Source organism: Lactiplantibacillus modestisalitolerans (genome assembly GCF_005405425.1).
GTDB lineage: Bacteria > Bacillota > Bacilli > Lactobacillales > Lactobacillaceae > Lactiplantibacillus > Lactiplantibacillus modestisalitolerans.
Window position 1 is genome coordinate 95,097 of record NZ_BJEA01000001.1, and the last position, 14,603, is coordinate 109,699.

14 protein-coding genes and 1 tRNA gene are annotated in these 14,603 nt (G+C 51.2%); 3 read left to right on the forward strand and 12 right to left on the reverse strand.

Translation table 11 applies throughout. The features are described from left to right. Positions 1-154: 154 nt before the first annotated feature. From FFM79_RS00430 to FFM79_RS00455, 6 genes are all read right to left on the reverse strand, one after another. Positions 155-592, reverse strand: a complete 438-nt coding sequence (locus FFM79_RS00430) for an MAG6450 family protein (protein ID WP_137641510.1) — start codon at positions 590-592, stop codon at positions 155-157. Positions 593-594: 2 nt separating this feature from the next. After that, on the reverse strand, positions 595-1,038 hold the full coding sequence (locus tag FFM79_RS00435; protein ID WP_225424338.1) for a Panacea domain-containing protein: 444 nt from the start codon (positions 1,036-1,038) through the stop codon (positions 595-597). A 224-nt stretch (positions 1,039-1,262) separates the two neighbouring features. Continuing rightward, positions 1,263-1,335, reverse strand: a tRNA-Arg gene (locus tag FFM79_RS00440). Between the two features lie 60 nt (positions 1,336-1,395). After that, the gene (locus FFM79_RS00445; protein WP_137641511.1) at positions 1,396-2,742 is read right to left on the reverse strand and encodes a DEAD/DEAH box helicase; all 1,347 of its coding nucleotides are present in this window, start codon (positions 2,740-2,742) and stop codon (positions 1,396-1,398) included. A 12-nt stretch (positions 2,743-2,754) separates the two neighbouring features. Next, positions 2,755-3,762 (reverse strand): Gfo/Idh/MocA family protein, encoded by a 1,008-nt coding sequence (locus FFM79_RS00450; RefSeq protein ID WP_137641512.1) that lies wholly within the window; start codon positions 3,760-3,762, stop codon positions 2,755-2,757. Positions 3,763-3,911: 149 nt separating this feature from the next. Then, positions 3,912-4,112: a cold-shock protein gene (locus tag FFM79_RS00455; RefSeq protein WP_137641513.1), complete on the reverse strand. Its 201-nt coding sequence runs from the start codon at positions 4,110-4,112 to the stop codon at positions 3,912-3,914. 341 nt (positions 4,113-4,453) lie between these two features. Between FFM79_RS00455 and FFM79_RS00460 the strand changes: the two genes are divergently transcribed. Then, a complete protein-coding gene (locus FFM79_RS00460; RefSeq protein WP_137641514.1) occupies positions 4,454-4,837 on the forward strand; it encodes a DUF4828 domain-containing protein in 384 nt (127 codons plus the stop codon). Positions 4,838-4,946: 109 nt separating this feature from the next. On the opposite strand, the gene FFM79_RS00465 is transcribed toward FFM79_RS00460, so the two are convergent. The 6 genes from FFM79_RS00465 to FFM79_RS00490 form a co-directional block, all read right to left on the reverse strand. Next, positions 4,947-5,723 carry a GH25 family lysozyme gene (locus tag FFM79_RS00465; RefSeq protein WP_137641515.1) on the reverse strand — a complete coding sequence of 259 codons (777 nt, stop codon included), beginning with the start codon at positions 5,721-5,723 and terminating at the stop codon, positions 4,947-4,949. Between the two features lie 19 nt (positions 5,724-5,742). Further along, positions 5,743-6,621, reverse strand: coding sequence for a MurR/RpiR family transcriptional regulator (locus FFM79_RS00470; RefSeq protein ID WP_137641516.1), 879 nt, complete (start codon positions 6,619-6,621; stop codon positions 5,743-5,745). Between the two features lie 159 nt (positions 6,622-6,780). Then, complete coding sequence (locus FFM79_RS00475; protein ID WP_137641517.1) at positions 6,781-7,662, reverse strand: alpha/beta hydrolase; 882 nt, start codon at positions 7,660-7,662, stop codon at positions 6,781-6,783. After that, the gene (locus FFM79_RS00480) at positions 7,652-8,992 is read right to left on the reverse strand and encodes a PTS transporter subunit EIIC (protein WP_137641518.1); all 1,341 of its coding nucleotides are present in this window, start codon (positions 8,990-8,992) and stop codon (positions 7,652-7,654) included. Before FFM79_RS00480 ends, FFM79_RS00475 begins: the two co-directional genes overlap by 11 nt. 170 nt (positions 8,993-9,162) lie before the next feature. Next, complete coding sequence (locus FFM79_RS00485; RefSeq protein WP_137641519.1) at positions 9,163-11,502, reverse strand: cation-translocating P-type ATPase; 2,340 nt, start codon at positions 11,500-11,502, stop codon at positions 9,163-9,165. Between the two features lie 163 nt (positions 11,503-11,665). Next, positions 11,666-12,235: a TetR/AcrR family transcriptional regulator gene (locus FFM79_RS00490; protein ID WP_137641520.1), complete on the reverse strand. Its 570-nt coding sequence runs from the start codon at positions 12,233-12,235 to the stop codon at positions 11,666-11,668. Positions 12,236-12,398: 163 nt separating this feature from the next. On the opposite strand from FFM79_RS00490, the gene FFM79_RS00495 reads away from it, so the two are divergent. Together FFM79_RS00495 and FFM79_RS00500 are read left to right on the forward strand one after the other, a co-directional pair. After that, positions 12,399-13,844 (forward strand): MDR family MFS transporter, encoded by a 1,446-nt coding sequence (locus FFM79_RS00495; RefSeq protein WP_137641521.1) that lies wholly within the window; start codon positions 12,399-12,401, stop codon positions 13,842-13,844. Then, positions 13,841-14,593 carry a DUF4811 domain-containing protein gene (locus tag FFM79_RS00500; protein ID WP_137641522.1) on the forward strand — a complete coding sequence of 251 codons (753 nt, stop codon included), beginning with the start codon at positions 13,841-13,843 and terminating at the stop codon, positions 14,591-14,593. The genes FFM79_RS00495 and FFM79_RS00500 overlap by 4 nt, the downstream gene beginning before the upstream one ends. The last annotated feature ends 10 nt before the right edge of the window (positions 14,594-14,603 follow it).

A 14,603-nucleotide genomic window follows, 5' to 3' on the forward strand; every position in this document is an offset into this window, starting at 1 on the left:
ATCTGCTCATAATCATTTTTCCCATATCCTTATCCTTGCCATCCACCTCCATTAAACCTAATCCTGAGAATCAATTAAGGCAGCTACAACAGATACTATCCGACACAACACAAAAAGTTCCGTACTGGTAAACTCAAGCCAGTACGGAAACCAATTACTTATAGTTATACTTATGATTTGGATCTATCCTACAAAGGCAAAAATAATTTTGCTCATTGTAATAACCATGAACCCGAAACTGTCGGCTTCCATTATCAAAGTGAAATACTTCTCTTTCAACACCACCGATGACCTCTTTATTTTTAGCGCCATGCGGCCCATCGGTTCTTAAAAAAAGCTTTTCAACTTCAGTAATTGTTAAATGTCTCCCAACTGTCTTAGAAATAAACTCACCAAAGCCCTTAGCACCTTCTGTTTTTGCTTTTTTAAACGTATAGGGGGAAATTAACGCATCGGTTAACGCTATTTTAAACATCACTGTGGACTTAGAGGTCAATACCTTATTACTACTAGTATTGGCAATATTTTTATTTGTTAAAACTTCATTTACTTTTTTAGTTGGAATATTTTTTCTGGTTAACTTTCTACCCATTTCTAGTCACCATTATAGATACTTAGATAGAAATTACGCATCGTTTTGGTTGCAATCTCATTATTACTTGGTGCATTAAGATTTAAACCAATCCGAGCTTCTTGCCACGGAGCTTCAGAATGGGTCAACGCCTCCAACTCGTTACCAGATTTATCACCATAAGTTACCCAAACAGATTCCAATAACCCGCTTAGTGGTTCTCCAATATCAGGATTGCCAGTTTTAGGTGTATCAATATCCGTCCAACCATATTCCTTGTATTCCTGATACAAAGTCGGCGATACGGGACCGTGCACCCAAGCTTCAAACTTATCATCATCGATAATTGATTTATTGAAAAGGGCCCACCCCCATGCAACAGCATAATACGACAGTTTCTGTAATTTTTTATCACTCATAGGTTCTTTACTGATAAACCAAGCCGCAACGTCATTAATGTTGTACATTTTCATCCCTCCAATAACTTTCATATCTATATATATGTTACCCAAAGGCGAACATACTTTCAAGCAATTTCATCTAGACGTCATTGAACACAAATAATTGCAGGCAACACTTTCCAGAATGGTTTCGTGGTCCCAAATACCGCTTTTAAGCGTTTCGCTTAAAACAAAAACCGCTTCATATCAACGTTCTGCGTCGATACGAACCGGTTTTATTGGTATTCAAATGACCCCACCCGGACTCGAACCGGGATCAACCGCTTAGGAGGCGGGTGCCCTATCCAGTTGTGCTATGGGGCCATAACAATCCGTAAAATATCATCTCACGGATTATCATTTTTGGCAATTGCTGATTGTTAATTAATCGCCAAACCGGTCACGATTCTTCTTACGCATACCCTTTTTCTTGGAATGCTTCTTACTACCGTGACGCTTCTTATGAGTCGGCTGCGCGGTTCGCAGCTGCCGCTTTTCCTCACTCGGTGGTGTCACCCGCTTGACTGAATCGGGATGGCCCGCCGACTGACGCCGGTGCCGGCCGTTCAGCGCCTCACCGGATTTTTCCGGGTGCTCAAAGGTTAGCGGTGGCACAACTTTACTTGGCTTAGTGTCCACGATTTGATAATCGACCAAGTAGCCCGGCTGAATGGTGTAAGTGCTCGACGCCATCAGTTTCTTGAAATCGCGAATATCGTGGTCATCCCCCAGCGTCAGCACGAGGCCGTCAGCGCCCATCCGGCCCGTCCGACCCGCGCGGTGCACGTACGTCGTTAGGTCCTTAGGCAACTGGTAGTTGATAACGGCTGGCAGCTCCGGTACGTCCAGTCCGCGTGCCGCCAAATCGGTCGTCAGCAGCAATTCGACCTTGCCCTGCCGGAAGAGTCGGAGCGCCCTTTCGCGCTCAACCTGCCGCTGATTACTCGTCAGCGCCACGTAGCTCACGTGTTGGTGCCGTAAATCGACCGCAACGTGTTGCAGGGCCTGCATCTTGTTAAAAAAGACTAAGGCGCGCATGTGGTCGACGCGGCTAATGCGTTTGAGCAGGTCCACTTTATGGCGGTTACCAACCTGCATCGTTCGGTGGCGAACCGCACCCTGCGTTTGATCAATCCCGCGCACGTCAATTTTTTCGACCGGCTTGCCGAACCACCGCGGTAACTCGTCGAGCAACTTGGTTTCCGTCGCCGAGAAGAAACCGAGTTGTAACGTTTCGGCCAGGGTCGCGTCTAAGATGGTTTTAATCTGGTCAAGGGTTTCATCCGTCAGCAATTCGTCCGCTTCGTCCACGACCATCAACTTGAGGTGTCCCAACTTTAACTTGCCGTCCGCTAACAGGTTCGTCACCCGGCCCGGCGTCCCAACGATAATTTCGGGGTGCTTCTTGAGCTTTTCCATCTGGCGTTTCACGTTGGCGCCACCAGTAATTGCCAGCACCTTCGCGTTGACTAGGTTAGCCCAATCACGGACTACGCCGGTCGTCTGCATCGCTAATTCCTGCGACGGTGCTAAAATTAACGCCTGCGTGCCGGCCCCGGCTTCGATCATTTCCAGCAACGGCCAAGTGAACGCCAGCGTTTTCCCAGAACCAGTCGGTGCTAAGCCCAGCACGGACTTGCCCGCCAGTAGCGGTTCCGCGACCGCCGTTTGGATTGGCGACAACGCCGTAAACCCGGCCGCTGCAAATTTTTCTTTAAATACGTCTAACATAGTGCCTCATTTCTATTTAGCGCCGCGGGGCAACTCGTTTGTAAACACAATCTGCCCGGATTGGCGTAAATTAAATAATAATTGATTAACATCGCGACTCAGTTCGCGCCACGCTTGATAGTCCGCGTCGTAACGTTGCGGATCATTGATCACGCGCGCAAAATCGCGCGCCTCCGATAACATCGGGTTGGCATCCGGAGCCACTCCCAAGTCGTGCGGGGTGCCGTCAGCCGCATAGTAGGTCAACTTTCCAAGTTCAGCCGGATTATCCATGACCAACGTATCCCGTAGACCGTTAATCTCGGACGGCAAGTACGAATTACTCGTCTTACCAACGTTCAGCGTCACCGTGAAGTCCGGATACTTTAGGACCGCCACGCCCTTACCATCGACCTTGGTCGCCGTTAACGTCGGGTAATACGCCACCGCATCCGGCATGCCAAACCAGCCGACCGCGTCGTAGGCTAAGTAGACCCCGAGGTCCTGCAAAGCACCACCCGCATACTTCAGCGAAAAAACGTTGGGCGTTTCGCCAGCCAGCACCGCATCATAGCGCGACGAATACTTCATATAAGTCAACGTCGCGCCCTGAATCTGGTCCATCCGCGCGATTTGCGCCTGCACCCGCTGAAAATTCGGCTCGTGCAACTGCCGGGCCGCCTCAAAGCAACGAACGTCCGGGTGCGCTTGCAGGCAGGCGTCTAATTGGTCATATTCCAAGGGACTCGCAACCGCGGGCTTCTCAACAATCACGTGCTTGCCGTACTCGACCGCCAATTCAGCCTGTTCAAAATGTAAACTGTTGGGCGAAGCGATGTAAACGGCGTCGAAATCACCGTGCTTGAAAAACGCGTGCAAGTCAGTATACGTCGCCGTCACGTGGTTTTTCGTTGCAAACGCACTCGCGCGCGCCTGGTGTCGCGAATAAACCGTCGTCAGTTGCCAAGCCCCCGATTCATGGGCAGCGTCAATAAATTGTTGGGTGATCCAGTTCGTACCAATGATGCCTAATTTTAGCATGGCCCCCACCTCCTGAGAACGAAAATTCGGTGAATTAATGATACTTCTAGTTTACCGCATTTCGTTGCCAAAAGCGGTTGCGAGGGCCTTAATTCCAGTTTGAGGGCAAAAAAAAGCTGCCTGAACGGCAGCTTTTCGGTTAATTCTGATTATTGAGGAACAACGTTAGCAGCTTGTGGGCCACGATCGCTTTGTTCTTCATCAAAGGTAACTTTTTGACCTTCTTCTAAAGTCTTGAAGCCATCAGTTTGGATAGCTGAGAAGTGAACGAATACATCGTTGCCATCTTCACCAGTAATGAAGCCATAACCCTTATCAGCATTAAACCATTTTACAGTACCATTTTTCATGTATCAAAATCCTCCTAGGATATCTAAAAACTAAATAGAAACTAAAATTATGTTATCAACACCTAAAAGAATTTCCGGTAACAAATGAATGATACTTTAAACCTATAAATGCCGATCACATATTATACATTAACACACTCACCGACTAATTAACACCTTTTCGGCATAATTATTTTAGAAAAGCGGGTGAATGTTCATTTTAAATAACAGATTGTTACGTTCGTTACTGCCAGATGACAAAGGCGTAAAAGGTTTACTAAGAAACGCAGAATTTGTGACGGTTACCGTTAGTTAGTGGTATATTTTAGGGGTAGACAACTCTAGGAAGGAAGGTTGATCCGGTGAAGCGACGTGGAGTCATTTTATTTGGTTTATCATTATTGGCAGGACTTTCAAGCACCCTCGTACGAAATAAGCGCCCGAGCAAAACCACTAGCGGTGATTTAGCCGTGTTTTACGCGGGAACCTGGACCTATCGCGACGAAGCCCATCACCGGGATCATCAGTTGGAGATCAATCCCAACATGATGATTCGAATCGACGGCCGGCCAATGCCCGCCACCGTCGAATCGATCTCCGCTAGCAAATTGGTCTTGCTGGATAAGTACGGCTTCCACTTAGAAGTTCAAGCCAACGAACAGCGGCCAGTCGCCCTGTTCGACGAGGCGGATAACCGCAATTATGTTATTTTATCACCCCATCAGTTGGACAAACCAACTGATTAATTCAACCGCCTTCGGTAAATCTCACTTCGGTCTAACCACCATTGACGCCAAACGCGTCAGCGCGGTTAGACTTTTTTCTTTCCCAATTTAAGTTGCTACCGATTACCACCTATTCTGCGCCCGCACCGAAAAGCCGCGTAAACTGCGCCTGACTACCATTAAACAACAGGCCCGCAAACTCTTGCCGGGTCCCGTTTTGACGATAAACCGCCCGGTCCGAATAGTGCATCAACTGGATTCGCTTAGCTCGCTGATGCGTCGACTGCGTATCATACCACAACGGCGTCTTCTTAATAACTGGTTTAACTAACTTCCGAGCGATACTCGGCGTCGACCAGACAATGCACTTGCGATCGTAATAATTGGTCAGATCAAAGATCAGTTGCCGCAACTTCTTTTGATTGCGTTTTACGGCCACCGTTTTCGCATTATAGTCCCCATAATAAGCAACGTGAATCGCAATCGGCAGATTGCCGATGTCGGTCCCAACAATTTTCTTAAAATAGGCGGCTTGCGTTTGCGCGGAACTTGAAAAACTAAACGTATGCACCACGCCAACGCCCAGATTGGTACCAAGCACCCGTGAATAATTCGAGGCATAGTTATCATCCGTATAAGAACCACCCGAAGTCGCATTCAGGTAGACAAACTGGAGCCCGTCCTTTTCCAACGCCGCAAAGTCCAGGTAACCGTCATTTTGGGACACGGCGACCCCGCGCACGTTAAAACCCGCAACGACTTGGTCCCGCCGCCACTGGAGCCACGCTAAACCGCCCCACACGCAGGCAATCACCAGCGTTAACAGCAGCGTCCAGCCAATTCGCCGGCGCCAGCGCGCCCCGCGCGTTTGTGCATAGACGGGGCGTAAATGCCGTTGTCTCTTCATCTAATCAATCCTTACCCTGCTAAATATCGGTTCGAGTCGTGCTAATCGCGTCACGGACTCGCTCTAGACTCGCTGCCATTTCAATATTGCCGTGCACCGCCGTCATCAAAAACAGACTGTCAATGATGCTCATCTGAGCAATCAACGACGTCAAACCTTCCGAACGGTAGTTCACTTCTTCAGCAACCGAAATAAACGCAACCGTGCTGCCCTTCGCGAGTGGCGAGTTACCGAAACTCGTCAGCGTAATTACGGGCACCCCTTGCGCTAAGAGCGTATCCAATAGTTTCAGCGTCTGTTGGTTACGTCCCGTATGCGAAATCACGACCGCGACGTCCTTGGGCGTCATTTGAGCCGCTTGCATCAGCTGCATATCATAATCACTATTATGGACACAGGTAATCCCGGTCCGCACAAACTTATGGTAACCATCTAAAGCCGCAACGGCGGAGCCACCTAAGCCGTAAAAACCAATCGTGCGGGCGTTTAGTAGTAAGTGGACCGCCCGCTGTAAATCGTCCTCCGTCATTACTTGGCTGGTTTGGTCCAGCGAACTGCGAATACTATTGAAGGTTGAATCAGCGATGCCCTTAAAGGTCGTCTGCTGTTCGACGTCCTGGAAGGCCGCCGCGTTGGCCTGTTCCAGCGGCTCGGCCGCCGTTAACTCGCGGGAAAATTCGCGGAAGCTTTGAAAACTGATCCGTTTAACGAAGCGTGAGACCGTTGCCGTGGAGACCCCGACCGCCGCCGCTAAGTCTGAAATGGACTGCGCCGCGGTTTTAACCGGATCGGCAATGATGTGGTCCGCTACCTTCCGATCCGTTGCACTCAAGTTCGGATAGTACGACCGAATGAGTGTCAGTACCCGGTTTCGATGTCGATTTTCATGTCCTTGCATTATAACCACACCCCTTTGAACAAAGTTTACCACAAATCACCAAGACGCTCTAACTTTCATAGAGCGCTTTCATGACCACGGGTGCGGCCTTGCGGGGTTAAAAGTTGGCGCCAAACGCAAGCGGTTAAAGCGGTGCTCCTACGGTGGCCGCGCCGGCCCTCAATTGACCGTGGCACTCACCCCGGCCAGCTTACGTTTCGGTTGTTTATCCAGCATGTAGGTTTGAATCAGAGTCACGATCTGTTCATTTTGAGGCAGACTGGAATGCTGCGCCTTTGTGCCGGTGACCGTAATCTCCGTGTAGTGCTTAACTTGACCCTGATAGACGTACTTCCCCGCCTCAACACTGCGGGCTGGCACTAACCCGTCGGAGTCGTAGTTTTCGGTGCCGGCGACCGAGTACACGGTTGCCTGAGTCGGCAAGTTATGCCGGTACTTAATAAAGTCCGCCAGCATCTGGGTCTTATGGCTTAGATTCGATTCGGAAAAGTTATACGGCGAGCCAATCGTCATAATCCGTTTGACCGAAATATCGTCACGGTCAAAGTAGTGCTCGAAGAAATAAGTGTAGATTAGGCCACCGTTGGAGTGACCAATCGCCTTAAAGTTATTAAATTGGTAATTTTTAGCTAAGTATTTAAAGGCCAATGAGAACCAGCGGGCCTGTTTTTTAATGTTACCGTAACCGTCATGGTTATTCTGAAAACCGACCACGATGATGGGTTCGTTATCGCGTGGGCGCAGACTGCCGCTGGCCTGAATTTGATCATCCGTTTTAACGGTTAGCTTAATCAGACTATGTTTGCGCTTGTCAGTTTTATTTAACTGCGTAACCAGCGCATCGAAGCGGTTTTGGGTCGCACTACTGCCCGGAATCATAATAATTGGGGAGAGCCGCGAGTCGTGCCGCCCAGTCATGGAGCGCACGTTGGCTTGCGTCCAGTGGTAGGACGGTCCAATTAATAACCCCAGCAAGCCGAGCCCCAAAATAAGAATAAACAGGCTCCGCCAACGCCGGGGCCAATTCGGTTTAATCCGCATGCGTCACGCCCCCTTCGACACTTTGCCGCTTAAAACTTTGCTGGTCGGCCGCCACGCTCAGCTGTTCAGATAAGCGCATGAACGGCCAGTAAATCAAAACGGAAAGCGCTAAATCCGCGATTCCCAGTAGCAACGCGACCACGTTCCCGTTCGTACCAATAAACGCAATTAGAGGGCCCGGCGTCCCGGTCGGCACCGGGTAAACGACCGGCGGTAGCCAGTCCCAAGCAAAGGCCAGCGCGGCAATCCCCATGTTGACGAGCGGCGCCAACACGAACGGAATCAAGTAGATCGGGTTATACAGCACTGGCAAGCCAGTCAAAATCGGGCCATTACTATTAAAGAGCGTGGGCACTAACCCCCAGCGGGCAACCACGTGGCGGTTATGCTGGTTACTCCCAATAAAAATGGCAATCACTAACGCTAACAGCATCCCGGTCCCCCCGAACGTCCCGAAAGCGTGGTAGAGCGTATCCGCCGTGTACGGGTACGGCACGTGGTAGGCCGAGTGGTGGGTCAACGCATAATTAAGATTCGCCGTCATCGAGGGACTATTAGCAACCAACCGTTGCTGATAAGGGCCGGCAAAGCCCATGATTTCAAGCACTAGCGTCAGTAGCGCCATCAGGAACGTGACGCCAATACTATGGCTGGCCCAGGCCCACTTTTGGAGCCCGAGCCAGACGTCGTGTGAACTCGTGACTAACACGAACCATTGCCAGCTCAGCCCAATCAGCAATGCGACCACCAAAACAACCAGCATCGGGAGTAGCGAACCAAACGTCCGCGCAAGAATGTCCCCACCCGTCGCCGGTTGCGTCCTTTTGACGGGCCGGCTCAGCCATTTAAAGCAGGTCCCGGTCGCGCCGCCAATTAGTAGCGCCCCCGTAAAACCGTTCGTCCCGATTAGGGTCGGGTCAAAAATCCCCAGTTGGACTTGATCCGTATACTGATAAGCAATCACCAGCAGGGCTAGGGCCGCTGTCAGCCCCGCAAGCTGTTCGTCGCGATGGTGGATGTGCGCATGGTACTTCGCGGCACCGAACGCCGCAATCACGGCGACCGCGTTAAGCGTTAACGCCGTTAAATTATCAAACGGATAATGTAAGTACTGATAGTATGGAACCCAACTCGCCAAGTGAAAAATGCTGGCAATAAACCCCGTTTTCGTCAGGACGGTCAGTTGAATAATTTGGCTGAAACTCCCAATTAAAATGAACGGGAACGTCAGCATTAGCGTATGCTGCACAATCTGATAAAAATTGGTCTGCCGCAGCCGCAGTAACCGCGGAATTAGCCAGTGGATCAAGCGTTGCTCGTTGCTCCCCATCGATTGTCGCCCCCATTGACAGTTTCTTTGATGGTTCAATTATACCCGTTTGCCCCGCGCACGCCGAATAAAATTTCCGTCAAATTAGCTAACCATAAGTTGGTTGTTGGGCGGGCGGTTATGCGTCGTTTTAAAAAAAAGACCCGTAACCGCAGTCACGAGTCTGTTCATCAGCGCCACCGAATCCGGCTGAGAACCCGCTTACCCAGGCCGTTTTGGACGAGGACAAAGACCGGGTACGCGCTGATCATTAATGGTAGGTATAAGAGGGCCAGCCGAGCGTTGGCCAAGCTGACCAGCGAGAATAGCGAGCCGCCGAACACGAAAACGGCGACGAATAATAGCGCCATTAACGCTACCAACCCAATTTTTAACCGGTTGAGCGGCCGCGCCGCCAGCAAAAGCGCGTTCAAGCTGATAATACCAGTCATTAGAACGCTCAACGTTGAGGTCGTCGCAAAGGTCAAGTTAAAGTGGCTCCCCAGCACCATGATGGTTAGAATGTAACCCACCACGCACAGGGCGGCCGGGACCGCGATTTCCATGACTTGGCGCATGAAGCGGCCGGTGATCCGGGTGTAGTCCGGCTGTAACGCCAAAAAGAACGTCGGAATGCCGACCATTAAACTAGAAATTGGGGTCAACTGAATCGGTTCAAACGGGTAGCTCCGGTTCATGAAAATAAAAATGAGCGTTAAGGCGATCGAGTACATCGTTTTTATGAGGTACAGGGCCGCAACCCGTTCAATGTTATTGATGACCCGGCGGCCTTCGTTTAACACCTGCACGAGGGCGTCAAAGTTCGAGTCGATCAGAACGAAGTCGGCCAAGCTCTTGGCGGCTTCGCTCCCACTAGCCATCGCAACGCTACAATCGGCCTGCTTGAGCGCTAATAGGTCGTTCACCCCGTCACCGGTCATCGCGACCGTGTGCCCAGCGGTTTGGTAGGCCTTGATCAGGCCTTCCTTTTGTTGGGGCGTCACCCGCCCGAACACGTTATAAGCCGCTACTAATTGGTCGTAGTCGGGGTGCGGACCGACCTGACTCATGTCGACGAGTTGCGCCGCCCCGGCGACCCCGGCGCGCTGCGCGATGCTAGCGACCGTCACCGGATTATCGCCAGAAATTACTTTTAAGGCGACGTCCTGATTTTGGAAGAAGTTGAGCGTATTTTTTGCTTGCGGCCGTAATTCATCGGTGATCAAGATTAGTCCCAGGGCCCGCGGTGCAGTTGGCCGCGGCGTGGTTAACGCGCTAACTTGGGCTAAGACGAGCACCCGGTAGCCGCGCTGTGCAAAGTGGTGAATGCGTTGTTTTAGTTCCGGTTCAACCTGATTAAAAATAAATTCAGGCGCCCCCATGACGTACGCGTGGCCCTGCCACTGCGCGCCGCTCCATTTACGTTCGGACGAAAACGGTAGCACTTCTTCAGGCGCGACCCCGGCTTGACCGAGGCGTTGCTGCAAGGCGCGGGCGGTTTCATTATCGTCGTCGATGGCGGCCACGAGTTCGGTCAAAATGGTCGTGACTTGCCCGGTCGTCGCTTGGCCGAGTGGCTCAACGCGTTCAAATTGGAGTGCGCCGCTGGTAATCGTCCCGGTTTTATCCAGGCACAGGGTATCAACACGGGCTAGCGCTTCAATGGCCGATAGTTCCCGCACTAGCACCCGGTGGCGCCCCAAGGTGAAGGCGCCGGCGGCTAGCGCAACCGACGTTAGTAGCACTAACCCTTCTGGAATCATCCCGACCATCGACGCCACCGTCCCTAAAATGGCGCGGTTTTGACTGGTTCCGCGCAACATACTGGCAATAAACAGGGCCGCTCCGAGCGGAATGATGGTAAAGGTTAAAACTTTAATAATTCGATTAATAATCGTCAGCAGTTCACTCGCGGCGCGCCGTTTTTGCTTGGCGGCCGTGGCCATTTTGGTAATGAAACTCCCCTTGCCGACCGCGGTCGCCTGAACAACGGCGTGACCCCCGAGGATGACGCTCCCAGAAATCAACGCGTCGCCCGTGGCTTTGGTGACCGACGCCGCTTCGCCCGTGACCTGCGATTCATCGACTTCTAGGCCAGCGGTCGTGCGGACGAGCCCGTCAACTGGCAACTGGTCGCCGCGCGTTACTAATAATAGGTCGTCTTGAACGATTGCGTCTTGTGCGACCTTTTGTTCCTGACCATTCCGTCGAATTGTCAACTGGGCCGCCGACAACAAACTCAATTGGTCAACCTGGCGTTTGGCCCGGATCTCTTGAAAAATCCCGATAGCCGTATTGATGATCACCACAAAAATAAAGAGCAGATTTTTGTAGCTCCCCGTCAGTAGGACCAAGCCAGCCAAACCAATATTCAGAAAGTTGAACAGTGTGAGCAGGTTGTCCCGAAAAATCTGCTTAACGGAGCGGGTCAGCGGTGGTACCGGGTCATTCTTAAGCCCGGCGTGCTGCCGCGCCGCAACCTCGGCGTTCGTTAAACCATGTTCAAGTTTGGTTAATTTGCGTTGCGTCATTGGCACCCGCTCCCCTCGTTTACTTGCTTTTATTGTAAACGATTTTACTAGTGACGGGCGGATTTTTCGCCTGATTTTTGGTAATCGTTAAAATAAGTTAATAATCTCAATTTTTGGTTAAAAAAAGGCGCCTAACCGCAAGCGGCTAAACGTCTTAAACTATTTACTGGCGATCTGCTGGTAAATGGGTCTGTTCGATGGCTAGTTGCATCGTCTTGGTGAACCGGTCATCGAGTTCGGATTCGGGGAGCGTGAAGAAACCACCGATTTCTTGAATAATGAACCCGAATAAAGTGGACCGGTACAGGGTGTTCTCAACCCGCGCCGCGTCGTTTAACTGTAACGGCGTAAACATGTCCTGATACAGTTTGATCATTGATTTCCGGGTCCGTGGAATTTTTAAATTATCATTTAAGTCTAGGAGTACCGGTGCGAGTCCGCGGTGGTGCTTGCAAGCCGCCCGGAATTCCTGGGCGAACGTCATTAGCGCGTCGTCTCCCGTCACGTCCGCCATTTTTTCATTCAACTGGTCCGCAACGTTTTGAACGAACTGAAGCCCAACTTGATCTAACAAGTCGCTTAGACTATCAACGTAATTGTAAATCGATTGTGGCCGGACATCTAACGCGAGCGCTAGATCCCGGATCGTTAACCCGGTAATCCCCTTACTTTCAATTAATTGGTTGGCCGTTCCCAGCACTTTGGCCTGGGTTAGCGTTCTTCTTTTAACCATGTTATTCCCCGCTCTCAGATTAATTCGTTTATTATTATAACTCATAAATTAACAACTTTTTGCAAAAACGACGCCAAACAGTTTAATTTGTGATTAAGAATTGGTACACTTTAACTAAACTGATTTAATCAGTTTAATCATAGCACACTTGGGGGAATTTTTCATGGATGATACAACTAGCACCAGCTATAATCCACTCGGATTAACGCTCACGCTGGTACTGGGAACTTTTTGTACGGCGCTCACGACTAACATGCTCGTGACCGCTTACCCGACGTTGATGTCGACCTTCTCAATTTCAAGCGCCACCGTCCAATGGCTGACGACCGGGTTTTTACTGGTCATGGGCATCATGATTCCGGTCAGTGCCTGGCTACTGAATAACTTCAGTCTCCGCTTGATTTATATGGGCGCGTTAAGTTGTTTTTTAATTGGCTTGATTGTTAGTTTTACCGCACCCAACTTTCAAATGATTTTAGCTGGGCGGCTCATTCAAGCCGTTGGGATTGGAATTACCTTCCCGACAATCCAGACCGTTTTGCTAGTGGTCTACCCGCCCGAAAAACGGGGTACCATGATGGGGGTCGGTGGAATTGTGATTGGGCTGGCCCCGGCGCTGGGGCCAACCGTCTCCGGTTGGATTCTAGATAACGCGACTTGGCGGGACTTGTTTGGCATGATGATCCCACCCATCGCACTCGTCTTGTTACTGGCCGCCTTTACCGTTAAGCCGGTGATTCCACTCAAGAAATCGCCGCTGGACGGCTGGGCGATCATTCTGTCAACGATTGGTTTTGGGAGCTTACTGTATGGCTTTTCATCCGTGGGCGCCCATGGTTGGGGCGCACCAATCGTGCTCGTCAGCCTCGTCGTGGGACTCATCTTTATCGCCGGCTTCGTTTGGCGTGAATGGCCGCAAAAGCAGCCCCTACTCAATATTCGGCTCCTTAAAATCTCGTCCTTTACAATTGCATCCATGATTACCGGGATTGCCAACACCGCTATGATTGGGATTCAGGTCGTCCTACCGATGTACTTGCAAAATGTGCGCGGTTTAACACCACTGCAATCCGGACTGATGATTTTACCCGGCGCACTCCTTTACGGCGTGATTAGCTTGATTAGTGGCCGCGCCTACGATTTAATCGGCGGTCGGCGGCTTGCGTTAATGGGGACTTTTTTACTAACACTGGGAACGCTACCCTTCGCAATGTTGACGCGCCACACGCCTTATCCGGACATCGTGATGGAATATTGTATCCTGATGAGTGGGGTCGCGCTAGTCGCGATGCCACTGACGGCGGCGAGTTCGGTCGACCTCCACGGAATTCAGCTTAGTCACGGAACCGCGATCAACAGTACCATGCGCCAAATTATGACGTCGATGGGGACCGCGGTTCTCGGTAGCGTCCTGACCAACGTGGCCAATCAGGGTCAACCGGCCGCTCGACTCCTGAAAAGCGCGCCGCTGGCCTACCAAAGTCAGGCTTATAACGCAGCCATGAACGGCTTTCACGCGGCCTTCCTCGTCGCAACCGTCCTCGGCATTATTGGTCTGATTTGTGCGCTCTTCGTTAAACGCCCGGTGAAAGGAGCTGACGTGGCATGATTCTAGTCATCCTTGGAATTGGTTTGGCCGGCTTTATTTTAGGCCTCCTATTAATGCCCACCCACCGCTCGCAGCTAACGGTTGGCGGCATTAGCTTAGTCGTTCTCGTGGGCGCCGCCATTTTGATGATTGGTAACGACCAGTGGCATTGGGGGATGCACTGTGAGAAAACCACGCACGTGACGGCGCTGCAACCGACGATCAGTAATCCCAACGTCAACTTTTTACTGTATAGTCCGGTCAAGCAAGCTGAGCACGAAAAGGTCTACGTTTATCGCCGTGCGGACCATCAAAAACAGCTCCACACGGCGGCGAGTCTCAAGACGACTAACCGCGTGACCCGCACGCACCGGCAGTCGGCGCGCTTACTAACGATTCAGCATCGTTGGGCTTATAATAACCATTGGTGGCGGACGCTGTTTCGCGGCACCGGTCACCACAACCTGTTAATTCGCGAGACCAACACGTTTGAAATTCCAGCCAATTGGTCGGTATTGAGTGTTAACCAGGCCAAGTGGTTAGAAAAACGCGCCAACCGCTTAACGACGACGGCCCGCAAAACGTCGGCGCAGGCGGTGGCTAGCCAGTTAAAGCGGGCTCAGGCGGCTAATCCCCGCCTAAACGCGACTCAGTTGACCGCGCTCAAGCGGCAATACGAACAAAAGGCCCAACAAGCTGCTCACGAGCAGGCCCGCGCGGCGGTGCCGGCATTGTTGGAGGCGGCGCAGCGGCAATCTATTTATGAATAATTAAGGACTG